General features: G+C 72.7%; 19 protein-coding genes and 2 tRNA genes. 14 read left to right on the top strand and 7 right to left on the bottom strand.

The genetic code is table 11. The annotated features are described in order from the left end of the window. Positions 1 to 20: 20 nt before the first annotated feature. Together ABT095_RS03825 and ABT095_RS03820 are read right to left on the bottom strand one after the other, a co-directional pair. A tRNA-Leu gene (locus ABT095_RS03825) sits at positions 21 to 108 on the bottom strand. Between the two features lie 167 nt (positions 109 to 275). Then, a tRNA-Leu gene (locus ABT095_RS03820) sits at positions 276 to 363 on the bottom strand. 231 nt (positions 364 to 594) lie between these two features. Here ABT095_RS03820 and ABT095_RS03815 point away from each other — a divergent pair. The 3 genes from ABT095_RS03815 to ABT095_RS03805 all read left to right on the top strand — a co-directional run bounded on the left by ABT095_RS03815 (position 595) and on the right by ABT095_RS03805 (position 3,699). After that, entirely contained in the window at positions 595 to 1,932 is a 1,338-nt protein-coding gene (locus ABT095_RS03815) for a M20/M25/M40 family metallo-hydrolase (protein WP_350527646.1), read from the top strand. Positions 1,933 to 2,121: 189 nt separating this feature from the next. Next, complete coding sequence (locus ABT095_RS03810; protein WP_350527645.1) at positions 2,122 to 2,361, top strand: chaplin; 240 nt, start codon at positions 2,122 to 2,124, stop codon at positions 2,359 to 2,361. Between the two features lie 210 nt (positions 2,362 to 2,571). Then, positions 2,572 to 3,699, top strand: coding sequence for a chaplin (locus tag ABT095_RS03805; RefSeq protein ID WP_350527644.1), 1,128 nt, complete (start codon positions 2,572 to 2,574; stop codon positions 3,697 to 3,699). Between the two features lie 94 nt (positions 3,700 to 3,793). Here ABT095_RS03805 and ABT095_RS03800 read toward each other — a convergent pair whose 3' ends face one another. Continuing rightward, on the bottom strand, positions 3,794 to 3,988 hold the full coding sequence (locus tag ABT095_RS03800) for a DUF5703 family protein (RefSeq protein WP_266301036.1): 195 nt from the start codon (positions 3,986 to 3,988) through the stop codon (positions 3,794 to 3,796). A gap of 412 nt (positions 3,989 to 4,400) precedes the next feature. On the opposite strand from ABT095_RS03800, the gene ABT095_RS03795 reads away from it, so the two are divergent. Continuing rightward, complete coding sequence (locus ABT095_RS03795; RefSeq protein WP_350527643.1) at positions 4,401 to 5,018, top strand: hypothetical protein; 618 nt, start codon at positions 4,401 to 4,403, stop codon at positions 5,016 to 5,018. Between the two features lie 111 nt (positions 5,019 to 5,129). On the opposite strand, the gene ABT095_RS03790 is transcribed toward ABT095_RS03795, so the two are convergent. Both ABT095_RS03790 and ABT095_RS03785 read right to left on the bottom strand, forming a co-directional pair. Next, complete coding sequence (locus tag ABT095_RS03790) at positions 5,130 to 7,529, bottom strand: ATP-binding domain-containing protein (RefSeq protein WP_350527642.1); 2,400 nt, start codon at positions 7,527 to 7,529, stop codon at positions 5,130 to 5,132. Positions 7,530 to 7,538: 9 nt separating this feature from the next. Then, complete coding sequence (locus tag ABT095_RS03785) at positions 7,539 to 8,519, bottom strand: aldo/keto reductase (protein WP_350527641.1); 981 nt, start codon at positions 8,517 to 8,519, stop codon at positions 7,539 to 7,541. Between the two features lie 224 nt (positions 8,520 to 8,743). Between ABT095_RS03785 and ABT095_RS03780 the strand changes: the two genes are divergently transcribed. From ABT095_RS03780 to ABT095_RS03755, 6 genes are all read left to right on the top strand, one after another. Next, on the top strand, positions 8,744 to 9,790 hold the full coding sequence (locus ABT095_RS03780; protein WP_350527640.1) for an LLM class F420-dependent oxidoreductase: 1,047 nt from the start codon (positions 8,744 to 8,746) through the stop codon (positions 9,788 to 9,790). A gap of 134 nt (positions 9,791 to 9,924) precedes the next feature. Next, positions 9,925 to 10,626 (top strand): hypothetical protein, encoded by a 702-nt coding sequence (locus ABT095_RS03775; RefSeq protein WP_350527639.1) that lies wholly within the window; start codon positions 9,925 to 9,927, stop codon positions 10,624 to 10,626. A gap of 328 nt (positions 10,627 to 10,954) precedes the next feature. Continuing rightward, a complete protein-coding gene (locus ABT095_RS03770) occupies positions 10,955 to 12,181 on the top strand; it encodes a helix-turn-helix domain-containing protein (RefSeq protein ID WP_350527638.1) in 1,227 nt (408 codons plus the stop codon). Between the two features lie 222 nt (positions 12,182 to 12,403). Continuing rightward, a complete protein-coding gene (locus ABT095_RS03765; RefSeq protein ID WP_350527637.1) occupies positions 12,404 to 12,655 on the top strand; it encodes a DUF397 domain-containing protein in 252 nt (83 codons plus the stop codon). A gap of 217 nt (positions 12,656 to 12,872) precedes the next feature. Next, a complete protein-coding gene (locus ABT095_RS03760; RefSeq protein ID WP_350527636.1) occupies positions 12,873 to 13,709 on the top strand; it encodes a JmjC domain-containing protein in 837 nt (278 codons plus the stop codon). Between the two features lie 112 nt (positions 13,710 to 13,821). Continuing rightward, positions 13,822 to 14,193: a hypothetical protein gene (locus tag ABT095_RS03755; protein ID WP_350527635.1), complete on the top strand. Its 372-nt coding sequence runs from the start codon at positions 13,822 to 13,824 to the stop codon at positions 14,191 to 14,193. A 256-nt stretch (positions 14,194 to 14,449) separates the two neighbouring features. Here the strand turns inward: ABT095_RS03755 and ABT095_RS03750 are convergent, their stop codons facing one another. Next, positions 14,450 to 14,689 carry a hypothetical protein gene (locus ABT095_RS03750; RefSeq protein WP_350527634.1) on the bottom strand — a complete coding sequence of 80 codons (240 nt, stop codon included), beginning with the start codon at positions 14,687 to 14,689 and terminating at the stop codon, positions 14,450 to 14,452. 89 nt (positions 14,690 to 14,778) lie between these two features. Here ABT095_RS03750 and ABT095_RS03745 point away from each other — a divergent pair, with 89 nt between their 5' ends. Next, entirely contained in the window at positions 14,779 to 15,633 is an 855-nt protein-coding gene (locus ABT095_RS03745; protein ID WP_350527633.1) for an acyl-CoA thioester hydrolase/BAAT C-terminal domain-containing protein, read from the top strand. A gap of 3 nt (positions 15,634 to 15,636) precedes the next feature. Here the strand turns inward: ABT095_RS03745 and corA are convergent, their stop codons facing one another. Next, positions 15,637 to 16,617: a magnesium/cobalt transporter CorA gene (gene corA / locus ABT095_RS03740; RefSeq protein WP_350527632.1), complete on the bottom strand. Its 981-nt coding sequence runs from the start codon at positions 16,615 to 16,617 to the stop codon at positions 15,637 to 15,639. 130 nt (positions 16,618 to 16,747) lie between these two features. Here corA and ABT095_RS03735 point away from each other — a divergent pair, with 130 nt between their 5' ends. The 3 genes from ABT095_RS03735 (at position 16,748) to ABT095_RS03725 (ending at position 19,004) form a co-directional block, all read left to right on the top strand. After that, a complete protein-coding gene (locus ABT095_RS03735) occupies positions 16,748 to 17,446 on the top strand; it encodes a histidine phosphatase family protein (protein ID WP_350527631.1) in 699 nt (232 codons plus the stop codon). 143 nt (positions 17,447 to 17,589) lie between these two features. Continuing rightward, a complete protein-coding gene (locus ABT095_RS03730; protein WP_350527630.1) occupies positions 17,590 to 18,159 on the top strand; it encodes a DUF3090 domain-containing protein in 570 nt (189 codons plus the stop codon). After that, positions 18,159 to 19,004: an SCO1664 family protein gene (locus ABT095_RS03725; RefSeq protein WP_350527629.1), complete on the top strand. Its 846-nt coding sequence runs from the start codon at positions 18,159 to 18,161 to the stop codon at positions 19,002 to 19,004. The genes ABT095_RS03730 and ABT095_RS03725 overlap by 1 nt, the downstream gene beginning before the upstream one ends. Positions 19,005 to 19,038: the final 34 nt, after the last annotated feature.

The following is a 19,038-nucleotide window of genomic DNA, read 5'->3' as shown; positions in this document are numbered from 1 at the left end:
CCGATCGCTCCACAGGCTGCTGGTGTCCGAGGGGGGACTTGAACCCCCACGCCCGATAAAGGGCACTAGCACCTCAAGCTAGCGCGTCTGCCATTCCGCCACCCGGACAGGGTGTGTGCCGTGGGGATCCTGCTTGTCGTTCCCCTTGGCGCAGAGAGAACACTACCAGGCTTCCGGGGTGGTCCGAACCAGCGTTTGCCCTGCTCAGGGGCATGATGGGGCGCGGGGACGGGCCTGGAAAGCAGAAAAACCCCAGCGATTGCTGGGGTCTTGCCTGGTGTCCGAGGGGGGACTTGAACCCCCACGCCCGATAAAGGGCACTAGCACCTCAAGCTAGCGCGTCTGCCATTCCGCCACCCGGACTAGGTGCCTGTCGTTGCGGTTGACGTCTCCGTGCCGCGCTGACATGGACAACTGTAGCAAAGATCGGCTCGTAGTCCCAAAACCGTCCCTGGGGGCTGCCCGGGGGCTTCGATCCGGGGGTGACCGGCGGGAATGGCACTTGGGGCGGCGGGGTGGCTGGGGGGAGGATTGGCGGGACCGTGCCCGCGCGGTGGTCCGAGCGGGTCAGAGAGCCAGGGACGAGGAGTGATCGTGAGCGATTCGCAGGCCGATCGGCAGGGGGCCCCCAAGGTGACGGCGGAGTCGGAGGTGGCCGACATCTGCCGGGATCTGATCCGGATCGACACCAGCAACTACGGGGACGGCTCCGGCCCCGGCGAGCGGGCCGCCGCCGAGTACGTGGCGGAGCAGCTGGCCGAGTTCGGCCTGGAGCCGACCATCATCGAGTCGGCCAAGGGGCGGGCCTCCGCCGTGGTGCGGATCGAGGGCGAGGACCGCTCCCGTCCGGGCCTGCTGATCCACGGTCACACCGACGTCGTCCCGGCCAACGCGGCGGACTGGACGTACGACCCCTTCGGCGGCGAGATCGCCGACGGCTGTGTCTGGGGCCGCGGCGCGGTCGACATGAAGGACATGGACGCGATGACCCTCGCGGTGATCCGCGACCGTCTGCGCACCGGCCGCAAGCCCCCGCGTGACATTGTGCTGGCGTTCCTGGCCGACGAGGAGGCCGGCGGCACCTACGGCGCCCGGTACCTGGTCGACAAGCACCGCGATCTGTTCGAGGGAGTCACCGAGGGCATCGGCGAGGTCGGCGGCTTCTCCTTCACGGTGAACGACAAGACCCGGCTCTACCTGATCGAGACGGCGGAGAAGGGCATGCACTGGATGCGCCTGACCGTCGAGGGCCGGGCCGGCCACGGCTCGATGGAGAACAACGACAACGCGATCACCGAGCTCTGCGAGGCGGTGGCCCGGCTCGGGCGGCACCAGTTCCCGCTGCGGATCACCAAGACCGTCCGGGCCTTCCTGGACGAGCTCTCGGACGCGCTCGGCGTCGAGCTCGACCCGGAGAACATGGACGAGACGCTGCGGGTGCTCGGCGGCATCGCCAAGATGATCGGCACCACGCTGCGCAACACCGCCGCCCCGACCATGCTCGGCGCGGGCTACAAGGTGAACGTCATCCCCGGCCAGGCCACGGCCCACGTGGACGGGCGTTTCCTGCCCGGGTACGAGGAGGAGTTCCTGGCCGACCTCGACCGCATCCTCGGCCCCCGGGTCAAGCGCGAGAGCCTGCACAGTGACAAGGCGATCGAGACCAGCTTCGACGGGGCGCTGGTCGAGGCGATGCAGTCCGCGCTGCGCGCCGAGGACCCGATCGCCCGGGCGGTGCCGTACTGCCTCTCCGGCGGCACGGACGCGAAGTCCTTCCAGGACCTCGGCATCCGCTGCTTCGGCTTCGCCCCGCTGCAGCTGCCGCCGGAGCTGGACTTCGCCGGGATGTTCCACGGCGTGGACGAGCGGGTGCCGGTGGACGGCCTGAAGTTCGGTGTCCGGGTGCTGGACCGGTTCATCGACGCCTGCTGAGAACCGTGTTCGGAGTGGTGTCGGCTGTGCGTGCGAACGGTCACCGCGAAGGGTGAACCGAATCGGGGTGGCGTACCCCATTCGGCCCAGCGTCGTTCACCCATTTGCAGGCGTGATTCCGGCCCCGAGCCGGGAGCGCGGACTGCGGATTCGCACAGCTCCACCTTTCCGGTTCTCAGGAGGAACCCCGTGAAGATCAAGAAGATTGCCGCCGTCGTCGCCGCCACCGGTGGTCTGGCCCTGGCCGGTGCCGGCGTCGCCTCGGCGCACGGCGCGCAGGCCGAGGGTGCCGCCGTCGATTCCCCCGGCGTGGCCTCGGGCAACCTGGTCCAGATCCCGGTGCACGTGCCGGTCAACGTCTGCGGCAACACCATCAGCGTGGTCGGCCTGCTGAACCCGGCGTTCGGCGACCACTGCGAGAACGTCTGACCGCTGCCCGGCGACTGACGCCGGTGCGCTGAAGGCCGTGCCCCTGAGGGTGGTGGAATCCACCGCTCGGGGGCACGGCCTTTTTTCGCTCACCCGATCGGATGAACGAACGGTGGCGGCTCAACCTTTCCCGGCGCGCCTCGTTGTGTGGTGCACGGGGAGTCTCGTCAGGAGTTCCGCCAAATTCCGACAATCACAGTTAGGGGAGTAATGCGACAGGTCGCAAAGAGGGGCATCCTCACTGCCGTAGCCACCGGCAGCGTGCTGGCCTCCACCGCGGGCTATGCGTACGCCAACGCGGACGCCCAGGGCGGTGCGGTCAACTCGCCCGGGGTCGGCTCCGGCAACGCCGTGCAGGCTCCCGTGGACATCCCCGTCAACGCCTGCGGCAACACGGTCGACGCGGTCGGCGCGCTGAACCCGGCGTTCGGCAACAGCTGCGCCAACGCGGTCCGCAGCATGCCCTCCGTGCCCGGCCAGGGCCACCCCGGCCACCACCACGCGGGCCACCTGCCCCCACCGCACTCCGCGCCGATGCAGACCGGCCACACCGGCGGCAACGCCGGCGGCTGGCAGCCCGGCGCGGGCCACCTGCACCCGGGCGGCGCCTCGGCCGCCGGGGTCGCCCACGGCTCGCCGGGCGTGGTCGCGGGCAACCAGGTGCAGGCTCCGGTGACCGTCCCGGTCAACGCCTGTGGCAACTCGGTGAACCTGCCCGGTCTGCTGAACCCGGCCTTCGGCAACAGCTGCGGCAACGAGACGCACAGCCACCCGCCGGTGCACTCCACCCCGCCGCCCCCACGGCCCACCGAGGACTGCCCGCCGGAGGCGCACAACCCGCCGCCTCCGCCGCCGGCCGACGACTGCACGCCGGGCACCCACAACCCGCCGCCGCCCGGGGGCCACAACCCGCCCCCGCCCGGCGACACCCCTCCGGTGAGCCAGCCGCCCGCGCAGACGCCGCCGGTGGAGCAGCCGCCCGCGCAGACGCCCCCCGCGCAGACGCCCCCCGCCCAGACCCCGCCGGTCCAGGCCCCGTCCGCCGGTACGCCGACCGCCGACACGCCGCCCGCTGGGGCGCCGGGCAGCGACCGCAACGGCGGCCCGGTCCAGGCCACCCCGGTCAGCTCCTCGACCACCGGCAACGGCACCCCCTCGGGCGGCACGGGCGAGACCCACACCCCCCGCCAGGGAGCCAGGGCGCTCGACACCACCCGCGCCCAGCTGGCCTCCACCGGCACCAACGCCCTCGGCCTCGAGCTAGCGGGCACGGCCGGCCTGGCGATGATGATCGGCGGCGGCGTGCTCTACCGCCGCTCGCGCGCCGGAGCCCGCTGACCACGGCGGCCGACGCCGAAACGCCGTGGGGCGCGACAGCCGTCGCTGTCGCGCCCCACACGCACGCGGCCCGCCGCCGCTACCGGCCGGGCCGCTACCAACTGCGCACCTGGCGGATGATCCGGCGGCGCAGCAGCACGGTGCGGCTGCCGTCGGGGAAGAGCCGCAGCCTGTCCAGCTCCCAGTGCCCGTACTCGGCGTGCTCGGTGAGCAGCTGCCGGGCGGCGTTCCGGGTCGTGCCGCGCGGCATGCGCAGCGACTGGTACTCGTACTCCGGTTGCCGGACCAGCTTCGGTGGGGTCAAGATTCTGCCTCCTGCGGTGCGCCGTGCAGGCAAGGGTACGGCCTGCCTGGGACAACTGGGCCTGGTCGGACGGGGTGCTCGGGCGCTCGGTGATCTCCTCCTGGCAGCGAGGTTCGCGCCGCCGCGGCTGACAGTCAATCAATTTTCTTCCTCGCCACCGGGATACCCACGGTAAGACGCCGGAATGCCGCGACCCGCCGCCCGGACGGAGTGACGCGGGGCACAACATCAGGTCGGAACGGGCTCGCGGGGCAGCTCCCAGGGGCGCGTGGGTGCCCCCGCGGCGCGGGCACAGAACCACGCGGACCGGACATCCGGGCGCAAGTTGCAGTGAATTCACGGGCGTAGGGGACAACCCCTGTGCGTGTCGTGGGTCGGGGGAGATAGCGTCAGCACCATGTCTGATGCCGCGCAGCTCACCATCTCCGAGGTACGCGCCGCCGCCGAGGCGGTCAAGGCCGCCATCGACCGCCACCTGGCGGCGGTCTCCGCCCCTGCCGAAGCCGACGATACCGACGTCGTCACCGCCTACGAGGAGCTTGCCGCGGCGGCAATCGCGTACGACCAGATCCTGTACGAGGTCTACGACGAGGTCACCCCCTTCGAGGTGCCCGGCGACGAAGGCCCCGGCACCTACACCGGCCCCGAACAGCCCGAGGCGATCAGCGTCCTGATCCGCCGTGACTACCTGATCGCCGACCCGAAGCGGCTGCGCGGGCAGGCCGAGCGGGTGGAGAGCTCGCTCACCCCGGGCGGTGGCGCGGAGGGCGGCGTGACGGCGGCCATCGGCGTGATCTTCGGCGAGTACGAGCCGGACGAGATCGCCGCCCGCTGCGAGGAGTTCGGCCTCGAGGAGGGTGACTCCACGCTCTGGGTGGCCGCCACCGAGCCGACCGACCCGGGCGAGTGGCTCCCCGAGCCGTTCGACGGCGCCGACCCGCAGTTGCTGATCTGCCGCTTCGACGTCAGCGAGGTCTACGACGACGACCTCGACGGCCACGACACGGACGGCTGACGCCCGTCCACCCACCCCACCCCGCCAGGCGGCCGGAGACGGCCGCCTGACGGCTTTCTGGGCCGGGCCGGGCCGGGTCGGTCCAGGTCCGGACCGACCCGGGCCCTGGCCTCAGTCCTGCGGCTCCGCGAGTTCGGCGAGGACGGTGCGCAGCCGCGTGGTCCGGGGCTGGGCCTGGCGGCCGGTGACCGCCTGGGGGAGGGCCTGGCCGGCCGCGTGGACCACCGAGAGGTGGCGCTCGGCGCGGCCGAAGGCGGTGTACACCAGCTGGCGGGTCAGCCCGGCCGCGGCGTCGTCCGGCAGGACGGCGATCACGCCCGGCCAGCGGCGGCCGACGGCCTGGTGCACCGTCAGCGCCCAGCCGTGGCGCAGCTTGGCGGTGTCGGCGGCCTGCGCGGGGGCGAGGGTGAGCTTGGCGCCGTCGGTGAGCTGCAGGTGCAGCCCGGCGGCGTCGCCGTCGAGCACCCGGCCCAGGTGGCAGAGGCCGGGGGCGGGGGAGTAGGCCACCCGGTCGCCCGGGTCGAAGCCGCCGAACCGGCCGGGGCCGGGGTTGAGCCGCGCCTTGGCCGCCGCGTTGAGCGCCCGGGTGCCTGCGCTGCCGCCGTGCCCCGGGGTCAGCAGGGTGACCTGCTCGACCGGGATGCCCAGCGCGCGCGGGATGGAGTCGGTCAGCAGCTGCAGGGCGCGGTGCACCGCCTCGCCGCCGTCCTTGGCGGGGAGGATCACCACCTCCTTGCCGGGGGCGTCGACCGGCAGCAGCTCGCCGACGCCGATCCCGGAGACCAGCTCGCCGATCGGCCCGAAGTCGGGCGTCCGGGAGGCCAGCACCGGGCAGGCCTTGGCGGCCGCCAGGTCGGCGAAGAACCGCCCGGGCCCGGCCGACCAGAGCTGGCCCGGGTCACCGCTGAGCACCAGGCGGGTGCCGTCGGCCAGCGACTCCACCAGGGTGGCGGCCAACTCCAGGTCGAGCAGCGGCGCGTCGAGCACCACGAGCAGGTCCAGGGCGAGCGAGGTGTCCTCGGCGTGGCCGGGCCCGGCCGTACCGGCGAGCAGCTCGCCGAGCACCGCGACGGGTGCGTCCGGACCGCCCAGCTGGGCGGCGAAGGCATCGCGGCCCTGATCCGTCCAGGTGGCGGCCCAGACCCGCAGCCCGAGGCCGTGCGCGGCCGTCAGCAGCGCCGCCGGCTCGGCCTTGGCGGCCTCGCCGCCGGTGTGGGCGACCAGGCCGTTCGCGGCCACGGCGCGGATCAGCGCGGCGGCGGAGGGGGACGGCGCGGCGGCCGCCGCGGCCTCCCAGGCCGGCCCGTCCACCTCGCCCACCGTGGAGGCCAGCCGGACCAGGCCCTCGCCGAGGCTCTCCTCCGCGAGCGCGAGCCGCTCCAGCGCGAGCAGCGTCCGGGTCGGCACCTCCGGGTCCTCGTCCGCGTCCTCGCCCTTGGCGGGCGTGGCGGCGGTGGCGCCCGGCAGCTCCTCCTGGAACGCCATCACCCGGCCGTCGGTCACCACGGCCTGCAGCGCCGCGGCCGCCTCGGGCAGCCGCAGCTTCTCCAACTCGCCGACCACCTCGCCGAACTCCAGCGCGGAGTGGCCGCGCAGCGCCGCCTGCTCGAGCACCCAGACGGCCAGCGCCCCGGCCCGCCGGGCGTCCCCCGGCGTGGCCTGGGCCCCGAGCACGCCACGCGCGAACCCGTCCGCATGCTCCGGCCGCACCCCCGCCAGCCCCAGCACCGCCCACGGATCCGCCCGTAGCACCTCGGCCGCCGACTCCCCGAGCTCCGCCACGGCCACCTCGGCCAGCTCCGCCGGTGCCCCGCCGGCCCGCAGCACCTCGGCCGCCGCCCGGTACGCCGCCAACCGCTGCTCGTCCGGCACTGCGGGCAGCTCGGGCCGCTGCACCCGCCGCCGGACCACCCCGGCCTTGGGCGGCACCGGCACCGGCACGGGCACCGGCACCGGCACGGGCATCGGCACCGGGGCCGGGGCCGGGGCCGACGGGGTGGCTTCGGCCGGTACCGGGGCCGTGCCCGGCTCGGGCGTGTCGGTGGCGCCCTCGCCGTCGTCCGTTCCCGCCTCGGGCGTGTCGTCCGGTTCCTCGGCGTCGGCCGGCTCCGCCTCGGCCGTCTCCGGCTCCGGACGGGTCCCTTCGGACTGCGCGTCCGCCTGGTCCGCCGTCGGCTCGGCTTCGCTCTCGGCGTCGCTCTCTGATTCGGCTTCGCTCTCGGCGTCGGACTCGGCGTCGGGCTCGGACTCGGCTGACGGCTCGTCGGCTTCGACGCCGTTCTCGGTACCGTCCTCCGAACCGTTCTCCGCTTCAGCGGCCTTCGCGGCCGCGGCAGCCGCCTCCGCCTCGGCGGCCGCTTCGGCGGCGGCCTGCTCCTCGGCGATCCGGTCGACCTTGCGCTGGACGCGGATCTCGGAGGCGGGCCGGGGTGCCTGCTCCACCTTCCGCACGGCCTTGGTCAGCTCGGCGAGTGCCGCCGCCTTCGCCGCGGCGGTCTCCGTGTTGCCCATCACTCGCTCCTACAGCTCCGTCCAGCCATCGTCCGGGTAGCGGTGCGTCGGGGCCGAGACGTCGTCCAACGCAGCGCGGATCTCATCCGGAAGCGTAAGGCTCTCCACCGACAGGCAGTGCTGCAGCTGCCCCGCCGTCCGCGCCCCGACCAGCGCGCTCGCCACCCCGGGGCGGTCCCGCACCCACGCCAGTGCCACCGCCAGCGGACTGGAGGCGAGCCCGTCGGCGGCGGTCGCGACCGCGTCCACGATGTGCCGCGAGCGTTCGCCGAGGTAGGGCTGGACGAAGCCGGAGAGGTACGGGGAGGCGCCGCGCGACTCGGGCGGCACACCGTGGCGGTACTTGCCGGTGAGCACGCCACGCCCGAGCGGCGAGGAGGCGAGCAGCCCCAGACCCGCGTCGAGCGCGGCCGGCAGCACCTCCCGTTCGACCCCGCGCTGCAGCAGCGAGTACTCCAACTGCACACCGGCCAGCGGCACCCGCCCGGGCTGGGCACGTTGCCAGGTGGCGGCCTTGGCGGTCTGCCAGCCGCTGTGGTTGGCGAGCCCGGCGTACCGGGCCCGGCCGGAGCCGACGGCGAGGTCCAGCGCGTGCAGCGTCTCCTCGGTCGGCGTGTCGGGGTCGTACGCGTGCACCTGCCAGAGGTCCACGTAGTCGGTGCCGAGGCGGCGCAGCGAGCCGTCGAGGGCGGCGAGCAGCCGGCCCCGGGAGGTGTCGAAGCGGCGGTCGGCGTCGGGCACGCTGCCGGCCTTGGTGGCGATGACCAACTCGGCGCGCGGGACGAGGGTCTCGGTGAGCCGGGAGAGCAGGTACTCGGCGCCGCCGTCGGCGTACACGTCGGCGGTGTCGACCAGGGTGCCGCCCGCGTCCACGAACGCCTTGAGCTGTTCGGCGGCTTCGTGCTCGTCGGTGTCCCGGCCCCAGGTCATGGTGCCGAGGCCCAGGCGGGAGACCCGCAGCCCCGTCCGGCCGAGTTGACGCTTTTCCACCGGGGCAGACCCTCCGTCAGCTGATCGGGCGGCACGGCGGCCGCGCGCAGGGGGTACCGCCCCCCATGACCGCAGAGCGTAGCGGTCCGAACCCGGAGCGCCACGCACGTCCGGGTGCGCGGCGTGACGCAGCCCACATCTACCCGTCGGTAGCCTGTCCGTCGGCAGCCCGGTTAGGCTCGGGCCCGGCAACCCTCCCGTCTCCTGGAAGGCTCGGCATCCACATGCGACTCGGCATCAACCTCGGCTACTGGGGTCTCGGCATGGACGCCGACAACATCGCGGTCGCCCAGGAGGCGGACCGGCTCGGCTACTCGGTGTGCTGGGCGGCCGAGGCCTACGGGTCGGACGCGGCGACGGTGCTCAGCTACGTCGCGGCCAAGACCGAGCGGATCGACGTCGGTTCGGCGATCTTCCAGATCCCGGCCCGCACCCCGGCGATGACCGCCATGACGGCGGCCACCCTGGACACCCTCTCCGGCGGCCGGTTCCGCCTCGGGCTCGGCGTGTCGGGGCCGCAGGTCTCCGAGGGCTGGTACGGCGTCAAGTTCGACAAGCCGCTGGCGCGGACCCGCGAGTACGTGGAGATCATCCGCAAGGCGATGTCCCGCGAGCGCCTGGTCCACGAGGGGTCGCAGTGGACCCTCCCCCTCCCGGGCGGCCCGGGCAAGCCGCTCAAGCTGACCGTGCACCCGGTCCGCGAGCGCATCCCGCTCTACATCGCGGCGATCGGCCCGAAGAACCTGGAGCTGACCGGCGAGATCGCCGACGGCTGGCTCGGCATCTTCTTCGCCCCCGAGCACGCCGCCCTCTCCCTCGACCCCCTGACCGCCGGCCGCGCCAAGGCCGGCCTGACCCTGGACGGTTTCGACCTCTGCCCCACCGTCACCATCTCGGTCGGCGAGGACGTCAAGGCCGCGGCCGACACCCAGCGCTCCTATGCCGCCCTCTACATCGGCGGCATGGGCAGCAAGGAGAAGAACTTCTACAACCAGCTCGCCCGTCGCATGGGCTACGAGGCCGCCGCCGACGAGATCCAGGAGAAGTACCTCGCCAAGGACTACGCCGGCGCCGCCGCCGCCGTCCCGCACGACCTGATCGACTCCACCGCCCTCCTCGGCACCAAGGAGCGCATCGCCGACCGCATGCACGCCTACGCCGCCGCCGGCGTCACCACCCTCACCCTCGCCCCGGCCGGCTTCACCCTCGAAGAGCGCATCACCGCCCTCCGCACCGGCGTCGAGGCCCTCGAACTCGCCGGCCTCGCCTGAGGAGGTCGGGGGCGCTGATGGGTGGTGCGACCTGGGGGGCGGTCCGGTTCGAGCCTTCGGGCGTGCGGGTCTGTCGGGCCGCACTCGGGCGGAATTCACGTGAGGCCGGGGCGGGGCGGTGGCACACTGCCCGGGTGGATCTTCAGATTTCAGCTGACAGCGAGTGGATGTTCGACCTGGTGAGTCGGGATCCGCTCCGTCGTGATGCCGCTGTGGCGCGTCATACCCGTTCCAGGGCCGCGCTCGATCGCGCGCTTCGGGCGATGAACGAGGCGTGGTGGGCGGCCGGGAAGTCCTGGAGCCCGACGGATCCGGTCCTGGCGGTTTCGGCGCGCGCGGCGCAGGCCGCCCACGCGACTGCCGAGGCGGATACGCTCCACGGAGTCGTCGGCAAGTTCCGTGCGGTGCGCTGGGCGGGTGGTCTCGACGACTACCGGCGGCTGGCGCCGTACGCGGTGCTCTTCCTCCAGTGGGAGGCGCACCACCCGGAGCAGTGGCGGTCGGCCGGCCCGTGGTCGCCCTGGGGCCTGAAGAAGCGGGTACTGCGCCAGTTCGCCGATATGGATGTGCCGGAACCGCAGGTCCCTGCAGTGACCGAGTTGACCCTCCGGGCGGTGAACCGCGGCCAGCGGTGCGAGGATCTCGGCTACGTGCTGCTGGCCCGGAGCCTGGACAGCCCGGCGCTGCGTGCCGGGCTCGACGCGGCGGTGTGCTCGCCGGACCCGACGGTGCAGCGTCGGGCCGGCTACGTGCGCTGGGCACTGGACCACGCCGAGTCACCGGTGACCGTTGCAAGTTGGCGGGGCTGGTGTGCGGACGCGGCGCGGGCTGCGTGATGTGGTCCGGGCCGCCAGATCCGGGAGTGGACCTCACAGCAGGGAACTGGATCCAATTCGGGGGCGTTCACGAGTGAATGACCGAATCCGGCCCCGGCCGGCTTCACCCTCGAAGAGCGCATCACCGCCCTCCGCACCGGCGTCGAGGCCCTCGAACTCGCCGGCCTCGCCTAACGGCGGGGCATCCCCGGGAGAGTTCGTGGCCTGTCACTCGTGGACCGGCTACGGGCCCTGCTGATGTTCCTGGCGGCTGCTCTTGATCTCTCCCCACGCGGCTGCGCCCGGCGTACTCTCTGCCTAGGGCTTGACACCGTGCCAGGGAGTGACCATGACCGACCTTCCCGCCGAGGGCCTGACCACCGGCGAACGAGTGCGATACCACCGTGAGCGGCGCGGGATGACCAGGCCGGTTCTGGCCGGTCTGGTCGGCCGCACCCCTGACTGGTTGAAGAAGATCGAGAACGGGGATCGACAGCTGCGCAACGTGGGCATGCTGGCCCGCCTCGCGCAGGTTCTCCGGCTGGACGACATCGGGGCCCTGACGGGCACTCCGGGAGCCGTGCCGGTGGGCCCATGGGGCAAGCTGAGCCACGCTTCCGTGCCCGCGCTGCGGGAAGCGATCCACGCGAGCGCGTACCGGCGGCCGAACGATCTGCCGACGACGCTTGACGAGTTGGCGGGCAGGGTTCGGCAGACGTGGACCCTGTGGCACTCCTCCGCCCATCAGCGGACCGAGGTAGGGGCGTTGCTTCCGGAGCTGCTGTTGACCTGCCACGCGACCGCACGAGGCCGCGAGGGGGCCGAGCGCCGGCAGGCGTACCGGATCATTGCTGAGGCGTACGCGCTCGCGCAGCAGTACGCCGCGCACACCTCTGAGCCAGAGCTGTACTGGCTCACGGTCGACCGGGCCCGGATGGCGGCCGAGGAGGCCGACGACCCCGTGATGTTGGCCGCGTCGGCGTGGATCTCCGCCAACGGCCTTGCTGCCAGCGGGCACACGGATGAGTGCCTGCGCCTGGTGGAGGATGCCGCCGAGTCCCTGCGGCCGATGCTCGAAGAGGGCTCGGAGAGCCTTCGGGGTGTCTTCGGCTCCCTGGCGCTCAAGGCTGCCGTGACGTTCGCTCAGGACGGCCGGGACGGCGATGCCTGGCGCTGGTGGGACGAGGCGGACCGGACCGCGAAGCAGGCCCCGGCCTACTGGCACCCCTGGACGGCCTTCGGCGTCGGCAATGTGGCCGTGCACGCGGTCACGATCGGCGTGGAGCTGCACACCCCTGGCGCTGCGCTGCGGCGGGTGGCAGACGTGGACCCGGCCACTGTGCCGAGCGTCGAACGCCGGTCGCGGCTGTACATCGACGCGGCACGCTCGGAGTACTCACGGCACGAACCGGCGGGCGCCCTGCACTACTTGAAGAAGGCGTACGAGACCTCGCCCGAAGGAGTCCGTTACGTGCCCGCCGGGCGCTCGCTGGTGGTGGAACTGACCCGGACGGCGACGGGTCCGCTGCGTGCCGACGCGGTGGAGCTGGCCGAGTCGGTGGGGGTCGCGGCCTAGAACACTTGCATGGGGGGACAGTTCGTCCCCCTTCCTGACTCTGAGTGCCCGTACCGTCCTTGGGACGTGACGGGCACTCCGTCTTTTCAGGCGCGAAGTGCCCTGATCGGGCCGCCTGGCGGCTGCTCGGGGCGTCGAGCCGGCAGCTGGCCGACGGATAGACAGTACCTCCCTGCATCAACGGAGATGCGGGCACCACACCATCCACTCGAAGGGAACATCATGACCGACCTGTACCGCTCCGACGTCGAGGTGGCCGGACCGTTCACGGCCCTCTGCGGCGGCGGTGACAACTCCTCCGGCTCCATGGAGGACTGCATGTCCATCGCCGAGCTGGCCGGGGGCATCGGCTACGCCGTTGGTGACACCAAGCTGGGCGACTCGACCCCGGTCCTCCGGTACACCAAGGCGGAGCTGGTGAACGGGGCGCACCAGATCCTCGCCATGTTCGGTGAGGGCGCCACGGCAGCCTGACCGCTGATCGGCTAGCTCGACGTGGGCCGTCCTCGCCTGAATCGAGGACGGCCCACTGCCCGTAGCGTACCCATCTGAGCAGAGGGAACCCCCAGTGAGCCTGTCCCTGTTACTCGACGCTGACCTGTCCGGCGTGCTGCGCGCCTGCCCGACCGAACCGCAGTTCTACCAACACCACCCAGACCGGTTCGCCGGACTTCTGCTGCACCGGGAGGAGGTGGACGCGCTGATCGACACGAACACCTTGGCGAGCCGAAACGTAGTGCTGCTCAAGGACGGTGGTCCGGTGGACACCTGCCTGTACGTCGTCGGCGACATGCCCCGGCCGGGCTACATCCGGCGCTTCCTGGACGCCGGTGGGACGCTGTCCATCCGTGGCCTGGACACGATGAAGCCCATGGTCGCCGACATGGCGCGGGCCATCGCCGTGGAGACCGGGTACGAGGTGCACGCGAACGCCTACTACACCCCGGCCGGTGCACACGGGCTGAGGTACCACTACGACCCGTACGTGACGCTGATCGTGCAGTTGGCCGGGCAGAAGGCGTGGCCGCTGCACCGCCCGTTCGTGGAGAACCCCGTGAGGGAGTACGGGAGTTTCCACACCCGGGGCTTCACCCCGGAGGAACGGAGGTACTTGGAGTTCACTCCGCCGGTGGAGACGCCCGTACTCGGACCGGGTGACGTGATGTGGCTCCCGCGCGGGTTCGTCCACTCCCCGTACACGGTCGGGCATGAACCGTCTCTGCACCTGACGTTCGCGCTCAAGGAGCGCACAGGTCAGTGGGTGGCGTCCGAGGTAGCGGGCCTGATCCTCCGCCAGGCTCTCGCCGATCCTGCCATGCGGGAGGCGCTGGCCCCCGAGACGCTGCACGAACCGACGGCGGCCGTCCAAGAGGCCCGCGCTTATCTGGTCGGAGCCCTGGCTCGGGCCGATGCAGCCGAGCTGGCCGAAGCTGTCCGGCGTGCGGCACACCCGGAGTCCTTCCCTCCCGGGCTTCCGGCCGAGGCTGTGGGAAGCTCTCCCACTCCGGATCTCCCAACTCCCCTCTGAAAGGCCCGAGTCCAGCGCCATGGAACCGATCGACTGGAACCACTACCTCCAGGGTGAACCGAAGCTGGGATTGCACTTCCACTGCTTCCGCTGGTCCGGCCAGGGCGGGTTGTTGGAGAGCTACAAGATGCAGTCACAGCGGAACCCGGGGACGCCGGACTTCACCGCCTCGGACCTGCCGCCCGAGGCGGTGAGGCACTACCTGTTGAAGCCCCGGCAGGTGGCTGCCACCGTCGGCTCTGCCAAGGAGGCTGCCGAGTGGATGCGAGAGCAGTGGGAAGCCGCCACGCCGAAGGTCACGCACCGCGACCCGGAGAACCGGCAGCAGTACGCGGAGCGGGTGCTCTCCCTCGGGCGTGAGGACGTGTGGTCTTGGTGGTTCCCCGAGCCAGGCAACCCCACGAAGGTCTACCTCGCAGTGGTTCCCTGTCCGTTCCACTGGCCGGACGACCCGGAACCTATGCCCTGCCCGCAGCCGTTCTGACGGCCACCGCCGAAGCCTGTCCTGGTCCCGCCCGAGGGTGCACCGGCGTCGAGGCCCTCGAACTCGCCGGCCTCGCCTAGCCGATGTGCCTACCCGGGGCATTGACGTAGACCGGCCCGCCGATCCCGCCGATCCCGCCGATCCCGCCGATCCCGCCGTCACCGGCGAGGAGGTCGATGCTCCGCACCTCGAGGGTGTTGCGGCCTGGACCGATGACGAGATCGCCGCCGAGGCCCGGTTCGCCGCGCCGGCGTGGTCACCTGGCCGGGCGGACGAACCGCAGTGAGCAGCGCCGGACGGCCCCGTCGTCGTGGAAGGCCTGGTCGGCCAACTGCCAGCCGGCTGCCTCGATCCGGTGGATGTAGAGCGCGAGGTTCTGCTCGGGGTGTGCCGGGTGGAGACCGACGGTCCGCCGGTGCTCGGTGTCTCCCGCTGCCCAGCGGCGGGCGGCGTGGCTGTCGACGGGGGTGAGGCCCTTCGGTACCTGCGGTTCCATGGCGGGGATCGTAGGTGGATTCCGCAGGGCCCGGACAGTGATCTCGTACGATGCCGGGGAGTCTGTTCCGATGCGAGGGGGAGAGAGCGATGGAGCTGGTCGAGCGGGAGTTGACGGTCCCTTGGGAGGGTGTGCTGGTGGAGCCGGCCGGGGGGAGCCGGACCGGGGTGGTGGTGCTGTTGGGGTCGAGCGGGCGGGTGGACCGGGAGCGGGCGCGGGTGCTGGCCGGGCAGGGGGTGATGGCGCTGTCGATCCGGTGGTACGGCGGCCCCGGGCAGCCGCCGGGGATCTGTGAGGTGCCGCTGGAGACCTTCACCGCGGCGGTGGACCTGCTGAAGGAGCGAGGAGCGGAGCGGATCGCGATCCTGGGCACCTCCAAGGGTGCCGAGGCGGCGATGCTGACGGCGGTGCGTGATCCGCGGGTGGACGTGGTGGTGGCACTGGCGCCGACCTCGGTGGTGTGGGGGAACGTCGGGCCGGGGCTGGACGGACGGGAGCGGCCGTACCGTTCGTCGTGGAGCTGGCGCGGTGAGCCGGTGCCGTTCGTCCCGGTCGACGACACCTGGCTGGAGGGCGACCACGGCCCGGAGCCGGTGGCGATCCTCGGGTGGTACGAGCAGAGCGAGCGCACCTTCGCGGCCCGCCTGGAGGCCGCCGCGATCCCGGTCGAGCAGGCTCGCGCGGACCTCGTGCTGGTGGCGGGCGGCGACGACGAGATGTGGCCCGCCCTGCGGTACGCCCAGGAGCTGGCCGGCCGGCGGCGGGCCGTCGGTGCTCCGGTCGAGCTGATCAGCAGCGCGGACGCCGGCCACCGCATCCGCCTGCCCGGCGAGAGCCCGGCCGCACCCATGACGACGTACGCCTACGGCGGCACGCCCGAGGCCGATGCCCGGCTCGGCCGGGCCGCCTGGGAGCCGATCCTGGACCGGCTCCGGCGGGACTGACCCTCAGAGCCAGCCGCTGCGCTTGAACACCCGGTGCAGCACCACGCAGACGAGGACCATCAGGACGACCGCCGCCGGATACCCCCACGGCTGCCGCAGCTCGGGCATGTCCACGAAGTTCATGCCGTAGATGCCCGCGATCATGGTGGGGACGGCGGCGAGACCTGCCCAGGCGGAGATCTTCCGCATGTCGTCGTTCTGCTGGACGCTCACCTGGGCCAGATTGGCGTTGAGGATGTCGGAGAGCAGGCGGTCGAGGCCGTCGATCATCTCGTTGACCTTGGAGAGGTGGTCGGCGACGTCGCGCAGGTACGGCCGCAGCGGCTCCGGCGGGTAGTTCGAGGTGCCCTTGGAGAGCCGGGAGAGGGGCTCCTGCAGCGGGGCGCTCGCCCGGCGGAAGGCCAGCAGCTGGCGTTTGAACTCGTAGATCCGCTCGGCGACGTTGGCCCGGGGGCGGCCGGGGGCGAACACCTCGGCCTCGAGTTCGTCCAGGTCGGCCTGGAGGGAGGTCTGGGCGTCGAGGTAGCTGTCCACCACCAGGTCGGCGACGGCGTACAGGACGGCGGAGGGCCCGTGGGCGAGCAGCTCGGGCTGCTTCTCGAGCTCGGCGCGCAGGCCGCGCAGCGGGCTGTCGGCGCCGTGCCGGATGGTGATCACGTAGCTGTCGCCGACGAAGAGCATCACCTCGCCGGTGCTCACGCTGTGCCCGTCGGGGTGGTAGCCGACGGTCTTGAGCACCATGAAGAGCGAGTCCCGGTACTCCTCCAGCTTGGGCCGCTGGTGCGCGTTGACGGCGTCCTCGACCGCGAGCGGGTGCAGGCCGAACTCCTCGCTGACGAGGTCCAGCTCCTCCTGGGTCGGCTCGTACAGGCCGAGCCAGACGTAGGCGCCCGGCGTCGCCCGGGCGGCGGCGAGGGCGTCCGAGAGGTCGGCCGGGCCTTCGGTCCGGTGGCCGTCCCGGTAGGTGGCTCTGTCCACGATCATGCGGGACATTCTTGCCGAACCAGGCGGTGCTCAAGCACCACCCCGGGCGGAATCCGCACGAGACCCGCACGTCCGGCAGCTCCGGGAGCGGACCTGGGAACGGCGATCAAGAGCCGTTAGGCTGGTCCGCATGCCGACTCTGCTGCTCGTACGCCACGGCCGATCGACCGCGAACACAGCCGGGGTGCTCGCCGGTTGGACCCCCGGGGTGGAGCTGGACGACACCGGCCGCTCGCAGGCCGAGGAGCTCGCCGAGCGCCTGGCCCAGGTGCCGCTGGTGCAGGCGGTGAGCAGCCCGCTGGAGCGCTGCCGCCAGACGCTGGCCCCGCTGCTGGCGGCCCGCCCCGAACTCCGGGGGCCGGAGCTCGACGAGCGCTTCGGCGAGTGCCACTACGGGGAGTGGACCGGCCGCCCGCTGGCCGAGCTGGCCAAGGAGCCGCTCTGGCGGGTGGTGCAGGACCACGCCGCGGCCGCCGCCTTCCCCGGCGGGGAGTCGCTGCGCGCGCTGAGCCACCGTACGGTGACGGCCGCCCGGGAGTGGGACGAGAAGGTGGCCGCCGAGCACGGCCAGGACGCCGTCTGGATCGCCTGCTCGCACGGCGACGTGATCAAGGCGATCGTGGCCGACGCGCTCGGCCTGCACCTGGACCACTTCCAGCGGATCAACGTCGAGCCCTGCTCCGTCACCGCCATCCGCTACACGCCGCAGCGCCCCTTCGTACTGCGGGTCGGGGACACCGGCAGCCTCGCCTCGCTCGCGCCGCGCCCGCACTCCGCCGCCACTCCGAGCGGCGACGCGGTCGTCGGAGGGGACACCGGCGCCCGCTGAAGCGGTCCGGACCGGCGGGAATCGAATCCCGGCCCGCCGAGTTGACACCCGCGGGGCAAGTCCGCACCTCAGCCCCCTGTGCCCCGGCGCAGGCCGTAGGGTGGCAGGTGAGCCCACGATCAATCAGAACCCGGAGCGAGAGCGTGCCCCGTCAGGTCCACTTCTACGACCAGCCCGAGCGGTTCGTGGCCGGTACCGTCGGCCAGCCCGGAGCCCGGGCGTTCTTCCTGCAGGCCAGCTCGCGGGGTCGGATCACCAGTGTGCTCCTGGAGAAGGCCCAGGTCGCGGCGCTGGCCGAGCGGGTCGAGGAGGTGCTCGACGAGGCGCTGCGCCGCAGCGGCGGCACCGCGACGATCCCGGTGACCGCCCCGTCGGAGCTGGTCGACACCGCCCCGCTCGACCTCCCGCTGGAGGAGGAGTTCCGGGTCGGCACGATGGCCCTGGCCTGGGACAGTGTGGACGAGTGCCTGGTGGTCGAGGCGCAGGCCGTGGTGGAGTCGGAGGAGGACGAGGAGACCGAGGAGGACGTCTTCGCCGACGAGGAGAACGGGCCGGACATGCTCCGGGTCCGGCTCTCCGGTGCGATGGCCCGGGTCTTCGCCAAGCGCGCGCTCGACCTGGTCGCCGCCGGGCGCAAGCCCTGCCCGTTCTGCAACCTGCCGCTCGACCCCGAGGGCCACCTCTGCCCCCGGGCGAACGGCTACCGCCGCTGATGGACACCGACCAGGTGCCGGTGGCGGACCCAGCGGTCAGCGCCGCCCTCGCCGCCGACCCCGGTACCGCCCTCACCCTGCTGCGCGAGGGCGAGCTGACCGTCCACGGCCGGGTGACGGACGCCTCCAACGCGGTCCTCTACTGCTCGGTGACGCTGGACGGGCTCACCGCCCCCTGCGTCTACAAGCCCGTCGCGGGGGAGCGCCCGCTGTGGGACTTCCCGGACGGCACGCTGGCCGGGCGCGAGGTGGCCTCCTACGAAGTGGCCGCGGCCACCGGGTGGGCCCTGGTGCCCCCCACCGTGCTGCGCGAGGGGCCGCACGGCGCCGGCATGGCCCAGGTGTGGGTCGAGCCGGTCGACGGCGCCCCCGAGCTGCTCGAGCTCCAGCCGGAGCCCGAGCCGGAGCCGGGCTGGCTGCCGATCGTCCGCGCCGAGGTCGAGGAGGGCCGCACCGCGCTGCTCGTGCACCGGGACGACGAGCGGCTGCGCCGCCTCGCGGTGCTCGACGCAGTGCTCAACAACTCCGACCGCAAGGGCGGCCACTGGATCTGCGCCGCCGACGGCCGCCTGTACGGCATCGACCACGGCGTCACCTTCGCGGTGCCCGGCAAGCTGCGCACCCTGCTCTGGGGCTGGGCCGGGCAGCCGCTCACCGAGGAGGCCGCCGAGGTGCTGGCCCGGCTGGCCGTGGGGCTGGCCGGCCCGCTCGGCCAGACGCTGGCCCCGCACCTGACGGCGGCCGAACTCCGGGCCGTCGAGGCCAGAGTGGCGCGGCTGCGGGAGACCGGCCGGCACCCGCTGCCCTCGCCTGACTGGCCGTCGATCCCCTGGCCGCCGGTGTGACAGAAGGAGTCGGTCCTCGATCTGACGTAGAGCT

Source organism: Kitasatospora sp. NPDC002227, assembly GCF_040296285.1.
In the GTDB taxonomy this organism is placed as follows: domain Bacteria; phylum Actinomycetota; class Actinomycetes; order Streptomycetales; family Streptomycetaceae; genus Kitasatospora.
Note: the sequence above shows the minus strand (reverse complement) of the source record. Positions and strands in the feature narration are given on the sequence as shown.

Excerpts from the sequence above, each read along its gene's own strand:
- ABT095_RS03805 (WP_350527644.1), top strand. The coding sequence starts at position 2,572 with ATGCGACAGGTCGCAAAGAGGGGCATCCTCACTGCCGTAGCCACCGGC.
- ABT095_RS03795 (WP_350527643.1), top strand. The coding sequence starts at position 4,401 with ATGTCTGATGCCGCGCAGCTCACCATCTCCGAGGTACGCGCCGCCGCC.
- ABT095_RS03790 (WP_350527642.1), bottom strand. The coding sequence starts at position 7,529 with ATGGGCAACACGGAGACCGCCGCGGCGAAGGCGGCGGCACTCGCCGAG.
- ABT095_RS03780 (WP_350527640.1), top strand. The coding sequence starts at position 8,744 with ATGCGACTCGGCATCAACCTCGGCTACTGGGGTCTCGGCATGGACGCC.
- ABT095_RS03770 (WP_350527638.1), top strand. The coding sequence starts at position 10,955 with ATGACCGACCTTCCCGCCGAGGGCCTGACCACCGGCGAACGAGTGCGA.
- ABT095_RS03765 (WP_350527637.1), top strand. The coding sequence starts at position 12,404 with ATGACCGACCTGTACCGCTCCGACGTCGAGGTGGCCGGACCGTTCACG.
- ABT095_RS03750 (WP_350527634.1), bottom strand. The coding sequence starts at position 14,689 with ATGGAACCGCAGGTACCGAAGGGCCTCACCCCCGTCGACAGCCACGCC.
- ABT095_RS03745 (WP_350527633.1), top strand. The coding sequence starts at position 14,779 with ATGGAGCTGGTCGAGCGGGAGTTGACGGTCCCTTGGGAGGGTGTGCTG.
- corA (WP_350527632.1), bottom strand. The coding sequence starts at position 16,617 with ATGATCGTGGACAGAGCCACCTACCGGGACGGCCACCGGACCGAAGGC.
- ABT095_RS03735 (WP_350527631.1), top strand. The coding sequence starts at position 16,748 with ATGCCGACTCTGCTGCTCGTACGCCACGGCCGATCGACCGCGAACACA.
- ABT095_RS03725 (WP_350527629.1), top strand. The coding sequence starts at position 18,159 with ATGGACACCGACCAGGTGCCGGTGGCGGACCCAGCGGTCAGCGCCGCC.